This window comes from Streptomyces sp. CG4, assembly GCF_041080655.1.
Taxonomy (GTDB): Bacteria; Actinomycetota; Actinomycetes; order Streptomycetales; family Streptomycetaceae; genus Streptomyces.
The window spans coordinates 6,602,967-6,627,028 of record NZ_CP163525.1; the positions used below are offsets into that span (position 1 = coordinate 6,602,967).

Consider the following 24,062-nt stretch of genomic DNA (forward strand, 5'->3'; position numbering starts at 1 on the left):
GGGGGTCCTTTTTCATGCCCGCGGGAACCGCCGTGCCTGCGCCGATGTCCTCAAGGTCATGAGCAGCGCAGATGCCGACCATCCGAAGCAGGAGATCGTATGAGCGGCTATGCTGCGGCAGACGGCGCGCACACATGTACGCGACACGCCGCTATGGGGCGGTAGCTCAGCCGGTTAGAGCAGCGGACTCATAATCCGTCGGCCGTGGGTTCGAGTCCCACCCGCCCCACCAGGCGTCGCAGGTGCAGAAGCGTTTCTACCTGCGGCAGCGGAGAAGGAGGGCCGCCACGCCCGGCGTGGCGGCCCTCTTCATTCGTTCAGATCAAGATCCAGGGGACACACAGGGGACACAGGCCACTCCAGGGGACGGACCTACTACGACGGTCTCACCGGCGCCGTGCTCCACTGGCACGAGGGCCGCTTCACTCCCGCGCCCACGGCGGACGGCCGGGCATCGGTCGCGGATGCCTTCGAGGCACACCCCGCCACCCAAGGTGAACAGCAACTCCACCTCTCCATCCGCACCACCCACCCCGCCGACGACAACCTCCTCCTCGGCGGCGCCCTGGAAGCCACCTGGCAGGCACTCACCGGCGCCCCACCCGCCGGCTGGTCCACCGCCGAACCCGTCAACCTCCCCTGGTCACCACGCCAGCTGACCGAACTGGCCCGTACCCGAGCCGAAAAGTCCGCCCCCACCTGGCTGGTCGCCGTCGGAGCCCCCGACCGCCCAGCGATCGCCACCTGCCGTGTCATCCGAACCCCGGCCGGTGTGGAGGAACAGATCACACTCGCCTTCGGCTACACCGCTGGCCGGGCTCCTCTCCACGCTCTCGCTGAGCTGGCCGAGACGCTGGCCACCCGCCACCGCCTCACCTCCATGCTCACCTACCTCCGCACCGCCCGCGCCGACCCGACCATTCCGCCGCACCACGAGGCGCCACTCGTTCCGCTCTCCTTCACCCTGGGCTGCGACGCGGTACGTCTCGTAGGTCCTACGGTTGCCGAGTCGGGCCCAGACGTTTGCCCCATCCGCCTCGGCCCCGCGTCACGGCCCGCCCTCCACTACCCGCTCGGCGACGGCACCGACCTCACCTCCTGGCAACGCCTCAAACAGCTCAACGATCACCTCAGGGCACCGCGATGAGCTTCTGAATGTACGAGATGATCCGGCTCATATTGGCCACGCTGCCAGTCGCCACTGACACCCAATTCGGCAGGCAGGACCTTCGCGCAGCAGAGCCGAAGCCCCCCACCCCACCGTCGTCTTGCCGACGCAATCCAGCGCCTTCAGCACCTGGCACAGGACGAACATTTGCATCCTCATTGGCGACTTCTCATTGAGTCTGGCAACTCAGTTGCTGCCTACGGAGTTGACGCCATAGCATCACGTTCACTGTCGCGAATCGATTGTTGTTCCAGTGCATCGGGGGCCTGGTGTGACGTTGATGATGGCGGCGGCCGCCGTCTGGGGTGTGCTGCAACTGTTCGCCGTTTCCTGGCCGACGCGTTCGGTGCGCTTGTCAACGGTGCTGCTGGCGCTCGCGGTGGGGGTGTATGGGTGCGGCGTGGCGACGGCGTTGGTGGAGCTCGCCTACACCCGCTTCTACGCGGTCCAGTCGGGCCAGTCGCTGATCACGGTGGTGAACACCACCAGTTACACGGTGGCTCCTTGGGTGGAAGAGCTGATCAAGGTCTCTCCGCTGCTGCTGGCCGGGCTGAGCGTGAAGGCTCGCCGCCAGTGGGGGCTGACCGACTTCGTGGTGCTGGGTGCGGCGCTGGGGGGTGGGTTCGGGCTGCTGGAGGCGGTACTTCGGTACGGCCTGGACGCGAACCGGGCGATTACTCGGGGTGGGGGCTGGATCATCCCGGACAGCTTGTCCCCGCCCTATGTGCCGGGCCTGGGGCAGGTGTTGACGGCCTGGCTCCCCGCACCGTTCAGCCAACTCGACCTGGGCGGCCCGCCGGTCGCGCAGACCTTTTCGCATCTGGTGTGGACGGCGATGGCCGGCTTGGGGGTTGGGCTGCTCTGGAGTGCACGAGGATGGCTGCGCCTGCTCTCGGTGCTCCCGATCGCGGCCGCCGCCGTACACCACACCGTGAACAACTACGCAGTGCAGAAACGCGCGAGCCCGGCCAGGCATTGGCTTGATTCCCTGGACGCGAAGGCATGGGCGGCGCCACTCATATGCTTGGCCATCGCCATGGTCGTCGACCTGCGCCACATCCACCGCGGTAAACGCAGCGTGCCGGGCGTACTGCTTGCTTCCGAACGCGTCGACGGCGACAGCCTGGGAGCCCTGCTGCGGTACGCGGCCTGGCATCCGCCATGGAGCCTGCTGATCGTCCTGCGCTACATCAGACTGCGGCGCTCCCTGCTGTACGCCGCCGCGTCGGCACCACCCGTCGACACCGAGGAACTGCGTCGGGTGGCCGCCGGGATCACCGCTCGGATGGACGTATCCGACAACCCGCACGTTTGGCGGGCTCTGAATGTCCGCGCCCTGCTGAAGGCAGCCCGAACGGCCCGCGGTTCCCGGGAACGGTGGCTCCTGGCGATCCCATGCGTGCTCGTACTGCCTTCGTTACTGTTCCTGGGCGTCGGCTCGTTCACCTCGGCTGCCGGTCTCCAGAGGTTCTTCAGCACCGGCTCAGGGCCGAAGATCCTCATGAGCTTCGGCATCGCCGCCCTGGCCTGGATCGCCTATCAGCTCACCGTCCTGCTTCGTACCTGGCGAACGGCGTCGGCCCAGCCCACGGCGGAACCGCTGGCGATCCACCGCTTCCGTCTCGGAACCGCACTGGGCTCGGCCACCACCGGCGCACTTCTGCTGTGGCGCGGGTTCGGCGACGCCGGCCCTGGCGGCAGGGCGATCCACACCTTCCACCTGCTCGACGCGCTGAACGCCTTCCTGGTCTACCTCGGCTTCGCCCTCCTGCTGTTGTCCCTCCTCGCCCTGTTCCCTCCCGGAGGCCTCGCGCTCGCCGGAGGCGGAGCAATCGGCGCCCTCACCACCGAAGCTGCCCTCAACGCCGGCGTCCTCGGTACCGCCGGCGTCGTGTTGATGGCGGTCGGGGCAGGAGGAACCGGTGGCGGCGAGTCGAGCAGCGGGAAGCGCAGCAAAGTCCCGCAGTGGCTGCGCGACAAGTGGAACGAGGGACGTCAGTTCAACGAGGACAACTGGCCGCACTACCCGGCAAACGAAATCTATCTCGAAAACGGTAAGGTCCTGGACTCGTACCGGCCCGGAAGAGAGATCGTATCGCGCAAACAGACACAGATATGGAAGATCAAGCCGGACACGTTTAGGAATTATCTGCGCGAGATAAATCAGAAATATAAGGCGGGAACAAAGATCCCGGACACGCCAAAGGCGCGCAGAGAATACCCGCAGTTGATCGGAAAGCCCTTGAAGGGTAAGTATTATCTGGAAGTCCCGGTTCAGTCCCAGCCTGTGCCAGACTGGGCACTCAGGGAAGCGGCGGACCACGGCGTGATAATCCGGGACGTGCAGGGCTTCGTATACCGGCTACCGAAGGGCACGGGCTAAGTCAGCCATGATCTGGACCTACTGCGAGCAGTGGAACAACCTTACCGAGACGCCTATGAACCCGCTGACGTCCGACCAGGCTCAAGCCAGGCACACATCCGGCCAGTTGTACACCGCCGTTGCCTCCCCCGATGAGCACTCCGCCGCAACGTTGCGCGTGGAAATGCGCCTGGAAACCGGATACACCTCAGTCATTTTCATGGATGAGCACGGCCGCGACTCCCTCGACTGCACCTTCACCCTTATCAACGGCTCCCTCTTCCTGGAGACAGCTACCTCATACGATTACGGCGATTCACAGGAGCGCGGTGGATATGCAGACGCGGAACGCGTGGAATCCTACGAGTTCACCACCGATGGCATCATCCGGCGCACTGTGGAGGTCGATGGGGAGGAATCCAAGGAAAGCCGGCACGGCATTGACGTCACCAGAAACTGGGAGTCGGTTCCGAGCTTCGGTGCCTACGATGCGTTGATTCGACGCGACCGTGCTTGACGCTGGGGACTGCCAACTGAAGGGACACTTGCGGCCACCGACCCCGGTGAGCACCGCTTGGTGCAGTTCTGCGCCAAGCGAGTCGGCTGGTCCCGGTCAGGCTGCCGGGGCGGTCAGGGCGGCCTTGGCCGCCAGCCGGAGATTCCTGATCATCGGATTTGGGTCTCCCTTGCGGCTGACCAGGACGACCTGGCTGGAGGGAGCGCCCTCGATCGGGACAGTAACGAGGTTGGGACGCAGTGAGCTACGCCGATCGCCGACCGGTAGCACCGCGATCGCCTCGCCACTCGCAACGAGTTCGAGCTTGTCCTCATAGCTCTCGATCGGCGGCACGCCAGCCCCGAGGATCCGGTAGGAAGTCCAGTCTGCGGTCTCGAACGCGCACGGCGCCGCCTCTTCGCCGGCCAGTTCTTCCGCGGTCACCGACGCACGGTCGGCCAAGGGATGGCCGCGCGGGACCACGCGCATCCGGGGCTCCTCGCTGGCGTTCTTGCGGAGCGCCCGACCCTGCTCGACGTCGTACGCGAACTGCCCGACATGCCTGACCTGCACAACACCAACAGCGGAACCGTCACGAACCTCATCCAGGCTCGCGACGTCCACGGCAACATCACCTTCGGGCCGCCGTAACGGGCGTCGCGGAGGCGCGCGGCGGGGGACTTCGGGGTTCAAGCCGCCGCCGACATCGTTCACCCGTTCGTTCACTCGGCCGCGCGTGAACGAACGCGGGCCCTACACCCCACCGAGGCGTATGCGCTCGTTGCTCAGGGAGGTCCCGGCCGGCACGTGCAGCCTGCAACACCGGCGAGGTCTTCAAGGCGTGACCAACACAGTGACGGCCTCGACGCCGGGCGGGAGTCGAGGCCGTCACCACATGGAACCGGACCAGATGGGGGGATCGGTTTCACCTCTTCACTGACACGAAACACAACGCGCCGCGCGGACGGAGGTCACTCCGCCGGCGCGACAGCATCACCCGCCGCACTGCGGCGCGAGCTTGCTGTGCGGCGTGGCGACAAGCACCCTGGCGGACCACCGCGCGCACTGCCAGCTCGGTGCAAGGGGCCGCGCCGTGTTCGGACGGACTGCCCGGCCGCTCTCGTGCGCGCCCTGGCCCCCGGAGGACAGGGGGCCACAGCGCGCCAGCAGGTCGCGCGAACCGCGAACCGCCCATCCACCAACCAACTTTTCCCCAGGAATCCCGATCCTCCCCCGCCCCTCGAGTTTGCGGGGATCGTGATCTTGAGCTGGGTCGGCGGGCTCTCGTCCGGATGAGTCCGGCCTGACGAAGCCTCTGCCGCGATCGTGACGGGGCGCCGGAGGTGAACGGCGAGGCAAGACCTGTGGTCGGGTAGTCGGATCACGTTGCCGTGACCCGCTGCTGGTTCTTCTTGGCGCGTGACGGGAAGTTTTGCGGTTGCACCATGTGAGAGACACCACCTTCGCCGAGCACGCCTCGAAGGTCCGCACCGGGCACGGCCCGGCGAACATGGCCCCTGCGCAACCTCGCGGTCAACATCCTCCGCGACGCCGGACACCACAGCATCGCCGCCGGGCTCCGGCAGGCCTCCTACGCGCCCTTCACCTAACCGCTCGACCTGCTCGGCATCGGCTGACCTGCACCAACACGTGATCACCAGGACTGCGAATCGGCCCTGACTCCTCCGCCCGCTCCCGGTCTGATACCTGAGGCGGGACCTCCAGCAACTCGACGTGCATACATGCCAGTTATCTGGCCAACGACATCGACAAGCTGTGACCCCGATCATGATCTACAACTGAAGGGTGAGTGTCGGCCTGATCCTGGTGCTTGCCGACGAGTGATAGGCGACGCAGGTTCCAACCGCAGTGGTTTCTTGGTGAGTTCGTAATCGCAACATAGCGACCACTGTGACCAATCGCACACCCGCCTAGGTTCAAGTTGACCTGCGCAGAGGAGTTCGCTTTAGATCAACTTTACTCACCGTTGACCAGGTGGGTGTGGAAGCGGCCGTATTCCGTCCAAAGATCACGACCGCTCCACCCGTGTGATACACACAAGGAGAGGGTACGTGAAGCGCGTTACCTTGGGCACGAGTGCGGCCACTGCCATGGCCTGCTGTCACCTTCAGCGTCGCCGCCCCGGTGGCCTCCGCTGTTGAGCACCGCCGCGCTGAGGCTGGCGTGGCCGCCATCGCTCAGACGGAGCCCACGCTCAGCGCCGCTGAGCCCCGCGTCTTGTTGGCCAGTTCTGAGGTTCGCGCCGGTCTCTCTCTAGGCGCCCAGGCTGACCTGCAGTCCGTCGCGGATGGCACCGCCAGCGCGGTACAGCGGCACAGTGCCGCTTCGTCCGCCGCCAGGGGCGCTGCCAACTCTTCCGGAGCCGTCAGATGGTCACCGGCGCGAACCTCCTTGCCGAGCATCTGATGCTCGGTCAAAGTCGACAGCGCCTGCCGAAGGCTTCGTCGTCCTCCCGTGCAGGGGTGCGAGGAGTAATCCTCCCGTGGATCTTCCAACGGAGTTGCTGCGTACGCGACTACGAACGTCTGCGCGTCCACCCGTGAGGCCACGGTCAAGTGGTCGGTAATTCAGTCTCATGAGCCGCCCCTGGCCCGCTCCCACACACGTCAACAACACCCGAAATGATTAGTTCATTCGCGGGCACTAAGGAGATTCCGATGCTCACAGTGACACATTCGAGGAAAAAGCGCAGAGGTATCGCAGCAGTAGCGGGGCTAGTCGCCGCCGTCGGGATCGCCACCCCTGCCGCCGCCGTCAATGACACCGACAACCTGTACAGCCCGGAGGCATGCAAGCGCCCCGGCATATCGAAGTTCAAATTCCACATCCACTTCAACTCCGGGCAGAACGGCTCTTACCGCAACATCGGCTATAGCATCTACGACTTCGACGACGCACCAGACGGGGTCGTGGGTGTGACCACGCCGCTGAGGTTCTGCGAAGTCAATGGTGCGAGCGCCCCATGGCCGGGTTCGGGACTGAAGGTCAAGAACAATGCCGCGTCGGGCGAGAACGAGCACTACAAGTACTGGGCTCGGGTGTACTTCAACAGCGGTTACAAGGGGGCCCAGGACGTCATGGCCCCCTATCAGCACGTCGACACCTTCCGGAACGTCCACAACAACAACGCCTCGTTCAAGTGGACCAGTAAGTGACGATCGAGCAACGGCAGAGGGGAAAGACAGGCATGCGACTGACGGCCAAGGCTGCGGTTCCCGTCACTGCTCTCGTGCTCGCCGCGGGGGCAGGTACTGCCTACTACTGGTGCGGCGGCACGGAGACGGGCACCAACAGTCCCTCCGGAACGGACCATACCGCCGCTCTGGCACAGGTGGCGCATGCGCACGTGGGCTCCCCGAACGACCCTGCGACCTGGCGTCTGCCCGTCGAGGCCTACATGCCCACCACGACACAGGCGCGCCTGGTGACCGAAACGCGGGACCAGCTGATCGGCAAGTGCATGAGCGCCGCGGGCTACGCAGCATGGAAGCCCGCCCCCGACCTGCCGGACCTCGGAGGCAAGACCCTCACTGACTGGCGCTACGGCATCCATGACGGTCGGCTCGCCGCCAAGCGTGGATACCACCCCGCCGAGGGTGAACAGAAGGCGTACGACAAGGCGGTGGAGGCTGGGGCAGTGGACGAGTCCGGTGCCGACGAAGCCACGCTGCGGCGCTGCGTGGAGCAGACGGATGGGAAGGTCCCCGACGCACAGCCGCGGGCCATCGTCCAGCAGATCAGCGGTGAGGCGTTCGAGAAGTCCAAAGAGGCTCCCGAGGTCGTCGCCGTGTTCGCCAAGTGGTCGTCCTGCATGAAGGACAAGGGCTACTCCTCGTACAAGCAGCCGCTGGACGCCAGTGACGACCCTCGCTTCACGGATCCCGACAAGGTGACGGGCAAGGAGATCGCAACGGCCACGGCAGACCTCGCCTGCCGTGACAAGTACGACGTCGCCCGAACTTGGTTCGATGCCGAGTCGAAGATCCAACGGACGGAGATTGCTAAGCACTTGAAGGAATTCAACGAGGCAGCCAAAGCGAGCAGGGAAGCGGTCGACAAGGCGAAGGCGTTCTGACCGAATCCCTGTGAAGCAGTGCCGGGCAGTAGTTGCACTAGCTGTCCGGCCTGCCGCCGACCAGGCTCCAACAGGACCGTATGGCTCCAGGCGCCCGGGCGGGAAGGCGACGGCCCCAGCCATCAACTTCCACTGTTCTCTTGCACCAACGAGCGATGCCGTTGCCAGCTGAAGCAGCCCTTCTCGCCGCCCCTGGAACGAAGTAGCACTCGTTAGCGGTGTGAGTCGGAACAGGCTCTCGCAAGTTGACTGCACGTCACCCGTGCAATTTTCCCTTATGGGAAATACCCCTGACTCACGGCCGATACCGAGAGAAGAACCACCCGCGATCTGAAGGTGGTCAACGTTTTTTGTCTACGAATCAAGTGATTAAGGATCGTTTTGATACGCCGTCATAGCGTGTCGAAGCGTCTGCGCACACCACTGCTCATCACCACGGCCATGCTGGTCGCGAGCGGACCCCTGGTGTCGCAGGCACTCGCCGCCGAACCTCAACCCCCAACCCCCGAGGTCCGCGACGCGGCCGCTGAACCGAAGTCGTCCGGCGAGCCCCGCTCGAGCCGGGTGGCAAGCCCGGACGCCAACCTCGGCAAGGACTGGAAGAAGAGCGAGGACCGGGCCGTGACCGGCGCGGCCGACGCGAAGGCTTTCAAGATCCTCGCTGCCGATGAAGCGAAGGCGTACGACTGGAAGACGGTCGCGGCGCTCTCGGAGCCGGGTATGCCCGCCGACTCGTGGATCGGCAACCAGTGCGTCATGGACCGCGACCACGTCGCCGCCGTGTACGCGCCTCGCGCGTTCACGAACAAGCCCGACCTGATGCAAGGCGGCGCGTTCACGGCGATCGTGAACGTCAAGACGGGTGGGGTGACGAAGCTGCCGTTCACCGCGACCCTCGCCTACTTCGACCCCACCTGCAACACCACCACGCACACCGCCGCCTTCACCCAGTACCGCGACATGAACGACGCGTCGAAGGTGAAGACGCAGGTGATCACGGTGGACACGGCCGGCAGGACCGTCGCGAAGACCGGCGAGCTGCGCGGGCAGGTGTCGTCGGCGGCCCCGGTGAAGGACGGTGTCGTCGCCGGTCTGGGCCGCGATCTCGTCCACGTCAACGACAAGGGCAAGATTCGCCGACTCGCCAAGGGCGAGAGCATCCCCTTCGACATCCGCCCCATGACCGGTGGCCGCATCGGCTTCGTGGACCGCAAGGGCACGAAGACGGCGCAGGCGAAGGTGTACGACGGCCACGACAAAACACGCACGGTCGCCACCGGACGCCTCGGTGACCTCGACCTCGTGCCTGGCGCGCAGGGCCGTGTCTTCCTCACCGGTGACGCCAAGGACGTCAAGGTGGAGGGAAGTGGCGTCGCCAAGGTCGAGGCGTCGGCCGACACCGATCTCTCCTCCCACGGCCGCCTGGCCGTCGACCCCGTCCTCACCCCCGGCGTCCGTGCAGGGCTGACTCGCATCAAGGCGGCCGGGAAGGGATTCGACAAGGTCGATGAGCCTGAGGCGGGTGTGCGTTCCCGCTCCGGGAAAGCTCCGGGGACCGCGGACGGCGACACGATCACCGTCACGTCGACTGCTACGACGACGGGGAAGGAGGTCAAGCAGAAGGTTGCCTTGACACAGCCGCGTAACAGCAACGGTCTCTCCCCCGCCCTGACCGGCAGCCCCCGGCCGCGCATGCTGTCGCCGGTGGCCGCAGCCGTCTCCCACGATCCCCGTGACACCGACCGCTGGTGCTCCGTCTCCCGTAACGACATGCGTGCCCAGGCGTTGCAGCCGACGCCGAACCAGGTCGAGTGGGCGGTGGACATGGCCGTCCGCGGCGAGCTGCGCGGCAAATGGCTCCGCCAGGGCGACTACCGCAGTCAGGCCGGGCTGGGCGACATCGACCCGCAGGGGTTGTTCCCCCTCCCGAAGCTGAACGGAGGCGGCCGGATCCCCGCCAATGTCCTCCTGGGCATCCTGGCGCAGGAGTCCAACCTGTGGCAGGCCGAAAACGGCGCGATCCCCGGCCAGATGGGCAACCCGCTGGCCGCCATGGACGGCTACTACGGCCACAGCACGAAGGACACACTCCTCGGCTACTGGCGCATCAACTGGGAGAAGTCCGACTGTGGTTACGGCGTCGGTCAGGTCACCGACGGCATGCGCCTGAAGGGGCACGAGAAGACAGACAAGAAGACGGGCAAGAAGGTCGAAACGAGCCTTGACCCGAAGCTCCAGAAGGCGATCGCGGTCGACTACGCAACCAACATCGCCGCCTCCATGAAGATCCTCGCCGACAAGTGGAACGAGGTGCACAAGGAGGGGCAGAAGATCACGGTAAACAACGACGACCCCTCCCGCGTGGAGAACTGGTTCACCGCCGCCTGGAACTACAACCTCGGCTTCAACCCCAAGTCAGAAGCCTCCAAGAACGGCGGCCACTGGGGTCTGGGCTGGTACAACAACCCCGCGAATCCCATGTACAAGAAGGGCGCTTGGGACCACCCATTCATGGATGTCACCCTCAACCCGACACACATCCGTGACGCGGCGCACCCGCAGTACTGGCCCTATGAGGAGAAGGTGATGGGCTGGGCCGCCTGGTCCATCGACACCGGCTTCTCCTACGGCACCGACGGCCGTCAGGACTGGAAGGGCGAGGACGGTTTCTCCTCCGCCGGCTTCCAACCCGCCTGGTGGACCGACAAGAAACACCGTTCCCGCGTCAGCCCGCCGCTGGACACCTTCTGTAACCAGAAGAACGGCTGCGACCCAGACAAACCGGTTGACTGCCCGGATGAAGCCTGCTATCGGCAGTTCTGGTGGAATCAAGAGAATGTGACGTGGAAGCCCGACTGCGACCAAACGTGCGGGTACGAAAACATCAAATACAAAACCCTGCGCTCCGAGCCCGGACGCGGCAAACGGCTGCAATATGGTGAGCCGGTGTGCGACGCCGCCCCGAAGGGCGCGGAAGTCGTCGCCTCCCTCCCCAACGGCACAGAGACGTGGTCGAAGTGCGGGAAGGTGTCGTCGAAGGGCACGTTCCAGTTCACCTTCTACCCCGACTGGGACAAGCAGTACGAGGCGAAGGCCGATCTGCGTTCGGTCGGCGGCGGCCACGGCGGCCACTTCTGGTACACCCACACCCGCAACGAGGACAACCTCGGCGGCGACGGAAACCGGATGACGATCAAGGGCCAGTGGACGCTCGGGCACAAGCTCGAGTGGGCACGGGTGCTGGTGCACCTGCCCGACACCGGCGCACAGACCCGGCAGGCCGCCTACATCGTCCGCAACTCCGACTCCAAGAGTGAGAAGCGCCATGTGCTCCAGCGCGCCGGCGGCTGGGTAAGCCTCGGTGCGTTCCACTTCACGGGAACACCACAGGTCGAGCTGTCCAACATCACTGCGGACGGCACCGCGGACGAAGACATCGCCTGGGACTCGGTCGCCTTCCAGCCTCTGCCAGGCAAGCCGAAGAACTCCGTTGTTGCCATGGGCGACTCCTACTCTTCGGGCGAGGGCGTCACGGCACCGGGCGGCAAGGACTACTTCCCGGAGACCGACTACTTCAGCAAGCTGACCGACAAGACCACGGACAAGTGCCATCGTTCGAAGCTGGCCTGGTCGCGGCAGGCGACTCTGCCTGGCTACTCGAAGTCCATCGGTGAGATGGCCGACAGTCTCGATCCGCAGGTGGACTACCACTTCGTGGCCTGCTCCGGTGCCCGCACCTACGATATGTTCAAGGGGCAGTCCAGTGAGGTTCCGCAGATCGACTCCGGTTACCTCGACGACAACACCACTCTGGTCACTTTGAGCATCGGCGGCAACGACGCCCGGTTCGCCGACATCGTCAAGAAGTGCGTCTTTCCGGCAGGGACGAACTGCGACGGCAATTCCATGAGCAACGTAGACCCGACCAACGGCAAGGACGTCGGGGGTGACACCGGGCCACTGCGGGAGTGGGCGCCGAAGTGGCTGCACAACGCTGTACGCCCCCAGGTCGTGAAAACGCTTAACGCCATTCACGCCAAGGCTCCGAAAGCGAAGGTCGTCCTCATGGGCTACCCGCGCCTGCTGTCCACGGAGAAGGGGGCATCGTATCCGGGTACGTGCGTCCTCAACATGGAGAAGCCGGAAGGCGAGTGGCTCAACGTCATGGCCGACAACCTTGCGGCGGAGATGAAGGGCGCAACGCAGGATGCCGGTTCGTGGGCGGTGTTCTCCGATCCACGTGACGAATTCGACGGCAAGACGATCTGCGGAGCCCCCGAGACCGTGCACGGCATCGTGATGAGCGGACGATCGCAAGCCGACGAGGACTTTCCAAACGCGTCGATGCAGTCGTTCCACCCCAAGCCAGCAGGAGCCCGACTGTATGCAGATAGCCTGGAGCACACGCTCCAGGGCAAGGGCTGACAAGCGATAGTGAGCCGGGGACCTGGGTAGATACGTAATTCCACTCAGGCCCCGGCGTTTCCGCACAGGAGGATGGGAAGCATGAAGAAACCACGCCAGAGCGACGTGCCGCTGGCTGTCCTCGTTGCCGCAATTGACCTGGTGGCCATCGGAATGCTGGCTTCCTATTATGTACTCTCCGGGCTTAGCATTGGCGCCCCAGACGCCCGTGAACTACAGCAGCGGGAAACCTCCCAGAACAGCATTCTCGTCATAACCGCGCTGTTCGCCGGCGGGGGTTCTGCACTCGCCGCACTGTTCCGGTTCTGGAAAACGAGCATCACCCATCTCGTGTTGACCGGCCTTCCTCTGCTGGCCATTCTTGTCTTGCTGACCTGGAACGGCAGATAAAGCTTGACGTCGAGAACGCGAGGCCTGTTGGAACAGCGACTCGCACACCGTCCGGGGTAAGCATTGACGCGCCCCAAGGTCAGCGACTGATCGATGACGTGGAGGCTTGTCCCGGCGGCGCCATGACCGACGAAGTCGGCGTCGTCACTGGCGAACTGACCATCGCCACCACTCCGCTTCCCGACGACCGAGCCCGCATCGCCATCCACTAGCCCGCATCGCCATCCAGTGCACCGAAGCAGACGAGTGGTACACCCTCGCGCTGCGGCGCCGAAGCGCCGCGCCGAATCCCGCCGAGATGATCTGCCGCCGCTGGCCTGCCCTCCGGCGGCACCTCCAGTCGCGAGCACCACTGGTACGGCACCACGGCCAACACGGCCCTCGCTGGGCACCGTGGCTACCGCACGCAAGACTATGCCGAGTGTGGGTCGGGAAAGCTGAGTGAGCGGCACGCACACGGGCGGGTGAAAGCATCAGGGCCGCTCTGCCCGGGCACCTCCTCTCGCCCGTCAGCTAAGACGGTGTCCTATGTGGTGAGGCGGACGAGTCGCTTGTAGCAGCACAGGGCGGCGGCGAGACCGAGAAAGGCCAGGTAGTTGCGGGAGTGGCGTTCGTAGCGGGGGCTGAGGCGGCGGCAGCCGGACAGCCATGAGATCGTCCGCTCGATCACCCACCTGCGGCGGCCCAACCGTTCGCTGGACTCGATGCCTTTGCGGCGATGCGCACGCCGATGCGCTTGCCTCGTAACCATTTCCGCAGGTGGAGGACGTCATACGCCTTGTCGGCGTGCAGGCGCTGAGGCTTGAAGTGGCGGCCCCGGTGGGGGTCGTGTCTCGTCTGGTGACCCGCCACCATGGGCTTCAGTCCTTCACTGTCGTGGGTGTTGCCGGCCGAGACGCCGACGACCAGGGGCAGTCCGTTCGCGTCCGACAGGACGTGCATCTTGGAACCCGGCTTACCCCGGTCCACGGGACTCGGACCTGTGAGTTCGCCCCCTTTTCAGCCCGCACGTGAGCGGAGTCGAGGACCACACGCGAGACGTCGATGAGACCGGCGTCATCGAGCCGGTGCAGTACCGCCTCATGCAGCCGGCCCCACACCCCGGCCCGCGACCAGATCAGGAACCGGCGGTGCGCGGTCGACTTCGATATCCCGAAACACGGCGGCAGAGCCCGCCAGGCACAACCGCTGACCAGCACGTAGATGATCGCCGCGAACAGCGTGTCATCAGGCGTGTCCTGCGTTCCACCACCTTGCGGCCGCACCTTCGACGGTGGGATCAGCGGCTCGGCGATCTCCCACAGCCCGTCCGGAACAATCCAACTCCACGTACCCCGCCCCATAGACGGACCAACGAGCGATCACCACATAGGACACCGTCTAAGACGTGGGGAAGCCGGGAATCTCAAGTGATGTGATCCCGGGCGAGCGGATGCCGGAGGCTGTCTCAGTTGATGTGGTCCGAATTCGCTGTGTCGTCGGCCGCAACCGGACCGCTGGCGTGGCTAGGACTGACGACGTGCGAAGAGGACCGCACCTGGAACGCTCTCGTCGGGGTCGATCAGCATGTGGGCCTCGACGGTGAACCCGGCATCGCGTAGCCAGGCCGCCACTTGGTCAGGCTGGCGGCGGTGAACGTGGACGTTCATCGGGTGGCCGCCGTAGCCCTGCGTCTTCAGCCTCGACTCGTTGCCGACGTGAAAGCCGAGCAGCAGTGGTCCGCCGGGACGCAACACGCGCCGGAAGTGGCCGAAGACCGTGGGCACTGCTTCGTCGGGGACGTGAATCAACGACCAAAATGCGAGCAGGCCAGCGACTGAAGCGTCGGCGAGGTCGAGGTCGGTCATCGAGCCCACCTCGAACCGCAGGCGGGGGTGGTCACGTCGAGCCACGTCGATCATCGCGGACGAAAGGTCGATGCCGAAAGCGTCCACACCCAGCTTGTGCAGGTGAGCGGTGACGTGTCCAGGTCCGCAGCCCACGTCCGCCGCCGGCCCACCGCCAGCGGCGTGCACCAAGTCGGCTAACAGTGCCAGAGTCGCCCGAAGATACGGCGCCCCGGCCAGAGCCTCGCGTAGTTGGTTGGCATAGCTGACCGCGACCGTGTCGTAGGAGGTCCGGGTGTCTGCCAACCAGCGGTCCGCGTTCATGGCTCGACAGAGTAGTGCAGTGATCAGGATCGCGAACCAGGTCAAGTGAGATCAACGACGAGTCAGACCGGGCTACTTGAGATGGGGGGCAGATCCTTCGAGACGGGACATGATCGTTGTCATTGAAGGTTGGCGAGCAGCCCGTTCGTGCCAACGAAGTTTGAGCGGCAACGGTGCTTGTGTGCCAGGGTGGCGGTGGGAGAACTCGCGGGTGCGTACACGCATCCGGACCTGAGAGCGTGCAGGGGAGCGGTGACGGTGGCGATGCGGGCATTTCCGCTGGTGGGCGGGCCGGTGGAGCTACGGGGTGCGCTGGACCTGGAGAGGACGCAGGCGGGGGTGATGCCTCGCCGGTTGCCCGCGTGGACCAAGGAGCAGTACCAGGACCCGTCCGTCTACGGGGTGACGGTGATGCCTTCGGGGGTGCGGCTCGTGTTCCGCACCGATGCGCGTGAGCTGGAGTTCGAGGTACTCACCTCCACAGGGCAGCTCGACACCGACCCCCAACCCCGCCCGACTGGGATGCTGGAACTGCTGGTGGACGGTGCCCATGCCGGGCGGCAGCAAGCACCGATGGGCAATGTGGTGCGGATGGCTGGCCCCGGGACCGCGCAGCGACTCGTCCCGGGGAAGCCGGGGACCGTGCGGTTTGCCGGGCTGCCGACTGGCATGAAGAACGTCGAGCTGTGGCTGCCGCAGCAGACCCCAACGGAACTGGTGGCACTACGTGCTGACGGCGAGGTGCTGGCACCGCTGCCGGACGGTCGGCGCCGCTGGGTGCACCACGGCAGTTCCATCAGCCACTGCCTCGAGGCCGACGGCCCGACCGGCACCTGGCCGGTGGTGGCGGCTTCGCTCGGGGGAGTGGAGGTGATCAACCTCAGTCAGGCGGGCAACGACATGCTGGACCCGTATGTCGCCCGGACGATCCGCGACCTGCCCGCCGACCTGATCAGCCTCAAGGTAGGCATCAACATCGTGGGCCTGGCTACCTTCCGGCTGCGGACGTTCGGCCCGGCGGTGCACGGATTCCTGGACACGATCCGGGACGGGCACCCGGACACCGCGCTGCTGCTGATGTCCCCGGTGAGCTGTCCGGCGCTCGATGCGACTCCCGGCCCGACCGTGATGGGCCCGGACGGGAAAATCACAGCCCTGGGCGACCCGGCCGATGTGGCCGGTGGGGCGTTGTCGCTGGAGGTGGTCCGTGACGAACTGGCCCGAATCGTGGCGGCCCGGCGGGCACGCGATCCCCACCTGCACTATCTCGACGGACGCGAACTGCTCGGCCCGGACGAGGTGGATGACCTTGCCGACGGCCTGCACCCCACCGCCGCCGCATACCGCCGGATGGGCAAACGCTTCGCCGCCCATGCCTTCGCCGACGACGGCCCGTTCCGCTGAGTGACCGTCGAGACCGCGGTGGCCAACTATCTCTGAGACTGGATGCCCGCGGCTGCGCCGCACACCATGCTCGATTCGCTGCCGGGTGAGTTCAGCGGGCCGCCGCTGGCGGACTGGCAGGCGGATGCGGCCTGGAGTTACCAGGTCACCTCGGTCGGCGAGCGCGGCGACCAGGTGCAGTGGCTCGCCGACCGTGTACGCGACGGCGTCGTCGGCCGGAGCGACGGCAGCTGGGCCTACGACCTGCGCATCTCCCAAGGCCGGGTGATCGACCGCGAGTTGGCGCACGAGAGCGGCGGAGAAACCTCCGTGTCGGCGGCAGGCGCTATCGTGTCCTACGTACAGCGGTTCACGATCACCGTGACCCCAGCCTGAAGACTTGTTCTTCGGCTCCTCACCGCGGAGGCCCGCGCGGACCCTCGGCCCCAGGCCAGGCGAACCCCCTCTTGAACCTCAAAGGGGCAGGGCCTCGGCACGGGACGCTGCCCCGGAAGCGGGAGCGACCCTGTGTCCTCGACCAAGCCGGCCACGGAGCCGTCCACCCAGACCCGATTCCTGCGGCGCGGCATCTCCCAGATCTACTGGCTCAAGAAGATCAACGACCCGAAGCGGCCGACCCGTACGGAGATCACCGAGGAGCCCAACCGGTTCGACCTGACCAAGGCCGTCAGCGACATCGAGGGCTGGGCGCTGACGAACGAGCCCATCGAGACCCCGGACATGGGCAGCACGTTCAACTCCTCGATCCCGGGCAACGACAAGGCCGACAACAGCTCCTTGACGTTCTACGAGGACCGGCTCTCCGACGCGATCGAGCAGCAGCTCCCCAAGGGCGCCCAGGGGTACGTGGTCTTCCTGCGCAAGGGTGACATCCCAGGCTCCCGCTCGGTCGACGTCTTCCCCGTACAGGTCGCCACCCGCGCCGCGACCTACTCGACCGGCAACGAGGCGGCGAAGTTCAAGGTCGACTTCACCATCACCGACGTGCCCTCCCTGGACGCCCCGGTGCCCGAGGCGTTCCACACCCTCCCCGCGCCGGTCGAGGACTGCGACGACGACCACGAGCACCGCCACCACGGCGGTGAGCACGTCGACGTGACCGTCGTGAGCACCACCGCGACGGCGACCGCAGCCACGGTCCACGAGGACGTCGAGGACTGAGCATGTCGCGCCCCACGCCGGCCAAGCGCCCGCCGTCCCCCTCCGCTGCCCGGCAGACGGCGGAGGGGGGCGTGGGCGGCCAAGATGGACCGCCTGCGCCACCGTGCCCGGCCGCAGAACAAGCTCCGCATCTGCGACGACGACCAGCTACGCCGACGGTTCGAGGACGCCGAACAGACCGCTCAGCGCGCCCGGTTCCTCGCCGAGGCAAACCCCGACGACGAGCAGGTCGCCCAGCACGCCGCCCAGGCCACCAGCACGCTGGAGGAAGCCCGCGCGGCGCTGGACGACACCTCCGACTTCCTCACCTTCCTCGCCCTGCCCCGCCCGGTGCTGGAGGAGCTGATCTCCAAGCACCCGCCGACCGAGCAGCAGGCAGCAGAGGGGACGGTGTTCAACCCCGACACCTTCCCGGCCGCGCTGATCGCGGCAGCCTCCTTCGACGGCATGACCCGGGACGAGGCCGATGAGCTGCTGCCCACTTGGCCCGCGGCCGACGCCAACCTGCTGTGGGAGGCGGCCTGGTCCGTCCAGCAGGAAAGCCGGGTGGACCTGGGAAAAGACTGAGCCGTGACGCGCAGCTGCGCACCGAACTGGAGCTGTGCGAGCGATACCGGATCCCGCACTCGCAGTTCCTCGGCGGCGACGGCCGCTGGACGGACCTGGACCGGGCGAAGGCGCTGGCATGGGCGCAGTGGCAGCGGTCGGTGTGCCCCGAGTGCCACACCCGCCTTCAGGACTGGGACCCGGAACACGGCGGAGACCCGCACGCCTACGTCACGGACACGCTGCGCTGCCCCGGCTGCGAGCTGATCGAGCAGGAACGCGACCACGCCAACGAGGCGTTGTGGCAGGGCAGATGGCGGGCGAGCGCGCCCGGTGCGAGCACGCGGCGTCCCGCTCCCGGCCGAGGTCGACGCACGCCAGGGCGAGGAACGCGGTGACCGCGTCCTCGGGATGGTTCGAGGGCTGCTCGCGCTCCGCGAGCAGCAGACCGGCGCCGGCCCGCGGGTCGCCGAGCGTGCGCAGCGTACTCACCGGCTGGATGTCGGCCTGCCGTCGGCGATCACCGTCCAGGCCGCCGTCCAGGCCTCCGTCCAGCGCCTTCCGGTGGTGCTCAACGGCACGCTCGCCCAGGTCGGTGGCGTCGTAGGCGGAGGCCGGCTCCGAGGCGGCGACGGTGTGCCCCTGCGGCAACTCGTCGGTCAGCGCCCCGTCTTCGAGCGAATTCCGCCGCGTCGCAGTCCTCGAAGGCGGACCGCAGGGCGGCGCACCGCCGTTCCCGCTCCGCCGTGGTCCTCATGGTCATCGAGCCGGCCTGGCAGGCGGTGCCCACCGCCGCCTTCGTTGCGCGACACGCGGTGGTTCTCCTTGTGGTCATGTACAGGAAAAGTAGGGTTTCCTCATGTGACAGCGAGCATGACGACAAGGGACAGAAGACCAGCCCGCATACGCTCCGTTCTGGCCGCGCTGCTCTCGGCGGCCGCGCTGGCGCTCAGCCTCACCGCCGCGCCTCCCGCGGTGGCCGAGCCCGACAGCATGGCGGGTCCGCTGACGCCCACGCCCGAAGAGGAGTACACGCAGTACCAACTGAAGATCGACCGTACGACCCACTACGACAACTACGGCCACTCCATCCGCGGCGTCGAGCAGAGCGGTGCCGTCACCACGAACGGCGTGCTCGGCGTGGCCCTGTCGGGCCAGCACACCGGACGGGCCCTGTGTCACACCACGGGGATCAACGGCACGTTCCTGTACAACGGCTTCTGCTGGGACCAGGGCGATGACACGTCCGACGGCGGCTGGACCCCGCAGGGTCTCACCGCGTCGCACGACGCCGACCCCAGCGGGACGGTCGCGGGGCATCGCCTGTACGTGGCGTCCTGGCACTACGACGACAACGAGTTCGCCCGGATCTCCATCGTCGACTCCACCGGCAGCCAGTGGACCTACGGACACGTCCTGCTGGTCGAGCCGACGGGTGACCAGAACGGTGACACGCACAGCGCGAACTTCGTGCCGGTCACCGCGACCCACGCCGACGGTGCCCTCTGGTACGGCAACAAGCTGTTCATCGCCAACGGCAACGAGCTTCAGGTCTACGACTTCCAGCACATCTGGAAGATGGGGAAGAGCTCCGACTACGTCGGCATCAAGGACGGTGTCTCGTCGGCCAGATACCACCAGTGGGCCCTGCCCATGGTGGGCAAGTACCGGATCGCCCCTGGTGAAGGCGGTCCGGGTTACTGCCCGGCGCCCCATCTGAAGGGGCGCACCTGTCTCAGTTCCCTGAGCCTGGACCGGAGCGGAGGCACGGACCACCTCGTGTCGGGCGAGTACTACCAGGACAAGCACGGCCCGGTGGCCCACCTGGCGCGCTGGCCCCTGAACCCCGCCACCGACCTGCCGAAGGCGGACAACGGCGACACCGTCGGCACGACCACCGCGGACGGCGGCTTCGCGGCGCCCGTCCAGCAGTTGCAGGGTGTGGCCACCGACGGGACCTCCTACTACCTGGCCGCCGAGTGTCCCAAGGGGTACATGGGGGAGGACGACCCGGCCAACAGCTACTCGTGCATCTACCGGGCCGCCCCCGGGGAGATCGGCAAGGTCCTCACCCGGACCCCGAAGTACACGCAGAACCTGTCCTACGACCCCACGGTCGGCCGGCTCTGGGGCCTCAACGAGGTCTCGGGCGACCGCTCCGTGTTCTCCCTCGTGCCCAGAGCCGCCGACCACAGCGTCTATCTGAGCAACGCCTACAGCGCCCTGTGCGCGGGCGTCGGCAGCAAGACCGGCAACGGCGCCCGGGTCATCCAGTGGGGCTGCAACAAGTCCCGCGACGAGCGCTGGGTGTTCGAGAACACCACGGACGCGAACGGCAACCGGGCCTACCGCGTGCGCGACGAGTACTCCGGCAAGTGCATGGGCGTCGCCTCGCACCTCGACGACGGCGCGGGCGTCATCCAGTACACGTGCAGGAACACCGCGGTCGACGAGAAGTGGTGGTACGACGCCTCCGCGAAGACGCTGCGGAACGTCTACTCGGGCAAGTGCCTCGGACTCGGTGCCACCGCGACGAAGGGCACGCAGCTGATCCAGTACAGGTGCAACGGCAAGCCCGACGAGGGCTGGCAGCAGATCCCTCGCTAGATCGCTCGACAGAGCCCTCGGCAGAGCCCTCACTGACGTCGGATGCGGCAACCGGCGGCCCCGGAAGCGGTGGTCGTGTCGCGCGGGCCGGGAGCGATCCCGGCCCGCGCCTTCAGTCGGGGCACCAAGTGCGCTGCGCCGCGCGGTGGTTGAGGGTGTGCCGTCAGGGGGTGCCGGAGCCGGGCAGGGCGGCGGCCATACTGTGCGCATGGAACGCATCGGGGGATACCTGGTCGAGCGGCGGCTCGGCGAGGGTGGCATGGGCACCGTGTATCTGGCGCGGACGCGCGGCGGGCGGGCCGTCGCGGTGAAGGTCGCCAAGGCCGAGCTGGCCGCGGACGCCGTCTTCCGTGAGCGGTTCCGCAGCGAGGTCGAGGCCGCCCGTGCGGTGGGCGGTTTCCATACGGCACAGGTCGTGGACGCGGACGTGGACGGCGAGCTGTTGTGGCTGGCCACGGCCTACATCCCCGGACCGACCCTCGCGGGGCGGCTCGCCGCCGAGGGTGCGATGGACGAGCCGCGGCTGCGGGCGCTGGCCGCCGCGCTCGCCGAGGCGCTGGAGTCCATCCACTCCTGCGGGCTGGTGCACCGCGATCTCAAGCCCGGCAACATCATCATGGCCGTCGACGGCCCGCGCGTCCTCGACTTCGGCATCTCCCGGGCCGTCGAGTCCACCCGGCTCACCGCGACCGGCACCGCTTTCGGCACGCCCGGCTTCCTCGCGCCCGAACAGGCCCTGGGCCACGATGTGACCGGCGCCGCCGATGTGTTCGCCCTCGGCGCGGTACTGGTCGCGGCGGCGGGCGGCAGCGCCTGGGGCGAGGGTACGCCGATGGGGCTGATGTACCGCTCCGTGCACGAACAGCCGAACCTGGCCGCCGTACCGGCCGGACTCGCCGGCCTGGTCGCACGCTGCCTGGCGAAGGACCCGGCCGACCGGCCGACCCCCACCGAACTGCTGGACCTGCTGACCGACGGTGCACCGGTGCCGGCCCCCGCGGAGGCGGCCTACGCCCCGACCCTGGCCGCACCCGCACGGCCGACGCCCCCGCCCCCGCAGCCCCCGGCGGCCCACGTGGCCCCGGCCCCGTCCCCGACTCCCCTCCCGCCCTACCCGGCCACGCCCCCGCCGCAGGTCGCCCAGGGATTCGGTCCGCCGGTCCCGTACGCGCCCCCGGAGGTCGAACTCACCGACGGGCAGGCGCGCGTCGTCGTGAACGCCACCGGGGTCGTCCTCGAAGTGGCGGGCGCGGCCGCGGACTTCGAGTGGGCGGAGATCGCGCACGTCTGGCGCACCCGGCGCGGCCACCATCTCACGGTGACCGTACGGCTGTGGGACGGCGGCGTGTACGACTGCGAGCTGAACGCCCGGCGCTCGGCCCGGCTCGGGGAGTGGTTCGCCCGGCTGGACTTCGCCCTCAGCAGGTACGCCATCCGGTAGCGGCCCGGCCACCGTGCTCGCCAACCAGCGTTAAGCAACCGTTGAGTTGACCCGTACACGCTTGAACAGTCCGCGTCCTGGGCACGCACCTCCTACCGGCATCCACCGCCGGGCCGTACCGGCAGAGGGAGGGCGTCATGGACCGTCGCATCCGGGTACGCGTCAGCCGACGCCCCGCCGCGCCGCGCGAACGCGAGATCGACCGCAGGACTCCGTCGGGGCGGGTACTGCCGTACTGACGGGTTCCGCTGCGGCTTCCCACCCTGGGGGCCGTTGTCGGCTGCCGGGTGTCACAGCGGTGCCTGCCAGGTGACCGTTGTCCCCTCCGTGTCCTCGCCCGCCTCGGTGTTTCCGTCGTCGTACACCGTCAGCCGTACCGCCGCACGGCCGTCCGGCAGGGTCGCCGTCGCGTCGACGGTCACCTCGATGCGGGAGACGGCCCGGCGGCGGGCCGCGGTGTCGAGGGCGCGGCGGAGGGTGGTGAGGAGCTGGGTGGCGACGCGGTCCGGGACGCGGCTGTCCACCGGGCCGAGGAAGCGAGCGGACGGCGGGAAGCCGAGCAGCGTCGCCGCGCCCGCCGTCCGGGCCCGCCTGGCCGGGATCGGCGGTGCGCAGCGCCGCGTACCGGGCGCCGGTCAGCTCGGCGGCGCCGTCCACGATGCGCTGCAGGGTGGTGCGCAGTTCGAGTTCGGAGCCGACCCCGAGAGCCGCTTCGAGCAGCGGCGGCAGATGCGGGACGGGATCGCCGGGCACGGGGCGTGGCGCAGGCTCAGGCGGCCATCGGGTTCAGGACCAGTGGCTCGATCTGGCCCTCCAGCATGGCGCCGAGGCCTTGCACCGCGCAGATGTCGGGCCGTTCGGCGATGTGCACGGGCATCCCGGTGGCCTGGCGCAGCATCTGGTCGAAGCCGGGCAGCAGCGCCGAGCCGCCGACCATCACGATCCCGCGGTCGGCGAGGTCGGCGACCAGGTCGGGCGGGCAGTCGCGCAGCACCTTGCCGATGCCGTCGAGGACGCCGGTCAGCGGGGTCTGGATCGCGTCGCGCACGGCGGCGGTGTCGATCTGCGCGCTGCGCGGCAGCCCGCTGACCACGTCACGGCCCTGGATCTCGGTCTCCGCCGGGCCGTGCGGGGTGAGCCCGGTGCCGGCCAGGGCCAGTTGCAGCGGACGCACGGACTGGCCGGGCAGCAGCAGCTTGTGCTGGTGCCGCAGGTACTGCACGATCGCGTGGTCCACGGCGTCGCCGCCCACCGGGATCCGCTCGGCGGCGACGATCGAGCCGAGCGAGAGCACCGCGACCTGCGTGGTCGCCGCCCCGCACACCATGATCATGGCGGCCTCGGGGCGTTCCACCGGCAGCCCGCAGCCGACGGCGGCGGCGATCAGCGTGTCCACCAGCTCGACCCGGCGCGCGCCCAGCCCGACCAGCGTCTCGGTGATCGCCCGCTGGGCCAGCGGATCGGCGCCGTACGGGGCGCAGGCCGCCGCGCGCAGCCGCAGATTACGGCGCAGGGCACGGCGCATCTTGTCGCCGAGCAGTTGCCGCAGCATGCGGTGGGCCATCTCGATGTCGACCACCGTGCCGCCGGCGATGGGCCGCACGACCTGGATGTAGTCCGGCGTCCGTCCCGTCATCCGCTCCGCGAGCTCGCCGACGGCTATGAGCGAGCCGGAACGGGCGTTCACCGCGGCCACCGAGGGCTCGTCGACGACCAGACCGGAGCCCCGCACATACACCCTGGTACGGGCCGCGCCCAGGTCGACGGCGAAGTGGCAGCGACGCAGCTGCTCCAGGTTGACGGTCACGGCGATCCT

Annotated in this window: 17 protein-coding genes, 1 tRNA gene and 2 pseudogenes; 14 read left to right on the forward strand and 6 right to left on the reverse strand. The window is 67.5% G+C overall.

What is annotated here, in order from left to right; genetic code table 11:
* Positions 1-155 precede the first annotated feature (155 nt).
* The 4 genes from AB5L52_RS30150 to AB5L52_RS30165 all read left to right on the forward strand — a co-directional run bounded on the left by AB5L52_RS30150 (position 156) and on the right by AB5L52_RS30165 (position 4,047).
* Positions 156-232 (forward strand) — tRNA-Ile (locus tag AB5L52_RS30150).
* Positions 194-1,147 (forward strand): DUF6177 family protein, encoded by a 954-nt coding sequence (locus tag AB5L52_RS30155; RefSeq protein ID WP_369369000.1) that lies wholly within the window; start codon positions 194-196, stop codon positions 1,145-1,147. Before AB5L52_RS30150 ends, AB5L52_RS30155 begins: the two co-directional genes overlap by 39 nt.
* Positions 1,148-1,448: 301 nt before the next feature.
* Complete coding sequence (locus AB5L52_RS30160; RefSeq protein ID WP_369369001.1) at positions 1,449-3,551, forward strand: PrsW family glutamic-type intramembrane protease; 2,103 nt, start codon at positions 1,449-1,451, stop codon at positions 3,549-3,551.
* Between the two features lie 55 nt (positions 3,552-3,606).
* Entirely contained in the window at positions 3,607-4,047 is a 441-nt protein-coding gene (locus AB5L52_RS30165) for a hypothetical protein (protein ID WP_369367206.1), read from the forward strand.
* Positions 4,048-4,143: 96 nt separating this feature from the next.
* On the opposite strand, the gene AB5L52_RS30170 is transcribed toward AB5L52_RS30165, so the two are convergent.
* On the reverse strand, positions 4,144-4,650 hold the full coding sequence (locus AB5L52_RS30170) for a LysR substrate-binding domain-containing protein (protein WP_369367207.1): 507 nt from the start codon (positions 4,648-4,650) through the stop codon (positions 4,144-4,146).
* Between the two features lie 2,054 nt (positions 4,651-6,704).
* Here AB5L52_RS30170 and AB5L52_RS30175 point away from each other — a divergent pair.
* The 4 genes from AB5L52_RS30175 to AB5L52_RS30190 all read left to right on the forward strand — a co-directional run bounded on the left by AB5L52_RS30175 (position 6,705) and on the right by AB5L52_RS30190 (position 12,937).
* A complete protein-coding gene (locus tag AB5L52_RS30175; protein ID WP_369367208.1) occupies positions 6,705-7,202 on the forward strand; it encodes a hypothetical protein in 498 nt (165 codons plus the stop codon).
* 74 nt (positions 7,203-7,276) lie between these two features.
* Positions 7,277-8,122: a hypothetical protein gene (locus tag AB5L52_RS30180; RefSeq protein WP_369367209.1), complete on the forward strand. Its 846-nt coding sequence runs from the start codon at positions 7,277-7,279 to the stop codon at positions 8,120-8,122.
* A 399-nt stretch (positions 8,123-8,521) separates the two neighbouring features.
* Complete coding sequence (locus tag AB5L52_RS30185; protein ID WP_369367210.1) at positions 8,522-12,547, forward strand: SGNH/GDSL hydrolase family protein; 4,026 nt, start codon at positions 8,522-8,524, stop codon at positions 12,545-12,547.
* A gap of 81 nt (positions 12,548-12,628) precedes the next feature.
* Positions 12,629-12,937, forward strand: coding sequence for a hypothetical protein (locus AB5L52_RS30190; RefSeq protein ID WP_351020581.1), 309 nt, complete (start codon positions 12,629-12,631; stop codon positions 12,935-12,937).
* Positions 12,938-13,463: 526 nt separating this feature from the next.
* Here the strand turns inward: AB5L52_RS30190 and AB5L52_RS30195 are convergent.
* Positions 13,464-14,280, reverse strand: a pseudogene (locus AB5L52_RS30195) (IS5 family transposase).
* A gap of 162 nt (positions 14,281-14,442) precedes the next feature.
* Entirely contained in the window at positions 14,443-15,087 is a 645-nt protein-coding gene (locus tag AB5L52_RS30200; protein ID WP_369367211.1) for a class I SAM-dependent methyltransferase, read from the reverse strand.
* A 264-nt stretch (positions 15,088-15,351) separates the two neighbouring features.
* On the opposite strand from AB5L52_RS30200, the gene AB5L52_RS30205 reads away from it, so the two are divergent.
* From AB5L52_RS30205 to AB5L52_RS30220, 4 genes are all read left to right on the forward strand, one after another.
* Positions 15,352-16,491, forward strand: coding sequence for a GDSL-type esterase/lipase family protein (locus AB5L52_RS30205; protein WP_369369002.1), 1,140 nt, complete (start codon positions 15,352-15,354; stop codon positions 16,489-16,491).
* A gap of 42 nt (positions 16,492-16,533) precedes the next feature.
* Positions 16,534-16,866: a hypothetical protein gene (locus AB5L52_RS30210; RefSeq protein ID WP_369367212.1), complete on the forward strand. Its 333-nt coding sequence runs from the start codon at positions 16,534-16,536 to the stop codon at positions 16,864-16,866.
* A gap of 132 nt (positions 16,867-16,998) precedes the next feature.
* On the forward strand, positions 16,999-17,652 hold the full coding sequence (locus AB5L52_RS30215) for a hypothetical protein (protein WP_369367213.1): 654 nt from the start codon (positions 16,999-17,001) through the stop codon (positions 17,650-17,652).
* Positions 17,653-17,736: 84 nt separating this feature from the next.
* The gene (locus AB5L52_RS30220) at positions 17,737-18,219 is read left to right on the forward strand and encodes a hypothetical protein (protein WP_369367214.1); all 483 of its coding nucleotides are present in this window, start codon (positions 17,737-17,739) and stop codon (positions 18,217-18,219) included.
* A gap of 210 nt (positions 18,220-18,429) precedes the next feature.
* Here the strand turns inward: AB5L52_RS30220 and AB5L52_RS30225 are convergent, their stop codons facing one another.
* Positions 18,430-18,849: a tetratricopeptide repeat protein gene (locus AB5L52_RS30225; protein WP_369367215.1), complete on the reverse strand. Its 420-nt coding sequence runs from the start codon at positions 18,847-18,849 to the stop codon at positions 18,430-18,432.
* 222 nt (positions 18,850-19,071) lie between these two features.
* On the opposite strand from AB5L52_RS30225, the gene AB5L52_RS30230 reads away from it, so the two are divergent.
* Positions 19,072-20,805 (forward strand): RICIN domain-containing protein, encoded by a 1,734-nt coding sequence (locus AB5L52_RS30230; RefSeq protein WP_369367216.1) that lies wholly within the window; start codon positions 19,072-19,074, stop codon positions 20,803-20,805.
* A 208-nt stretch (positions 20,806-21,013) separates the two neighbouring features.
* The gene (locus AB5L52_RS30235; RefSeq protein ID WP_369367217.1) at positions 21,014-22,246 is read left to right on the forward strand and encodes a serine/threonine-protein kinase; all 1,233 of its coding nucleotides are present in this window, start codon (positions 21,014-21,016) and stop codon (positions 22,244-22,246) included.
* A gap of 290 nt (positions 22,247-22,536) precedes the next feature.
* Here AB5L52_RS30235 and AB5L52_RS30240 read toward each other — a convergent pair.
* Both AB5L52_RS30240 and AB5L52_RS30245 read right to left on the reverse strand, forming a co-directional pair.
* A pseudogene (locus tag AB5L52_RS30240) lies at positions 22,537-22,830 on the reverse strand (histidine kinase); the annotation flags it as partial.
* A 185-nt stretch (positions 22,831-23,015) separates the two neighbouring features.
* Positions 23,016-24,053, reverse strand: coding sequence for a rod shape-determining protein (locus AB5L52_RS30245; protein ID WP_351020613.1), 1,038 nt, complete (start codon positions 24,051-24,053; stop codon positions 23,016-23,018).
* Positions 24,054-24,062 lie beyond the last annotated feature (9 nt).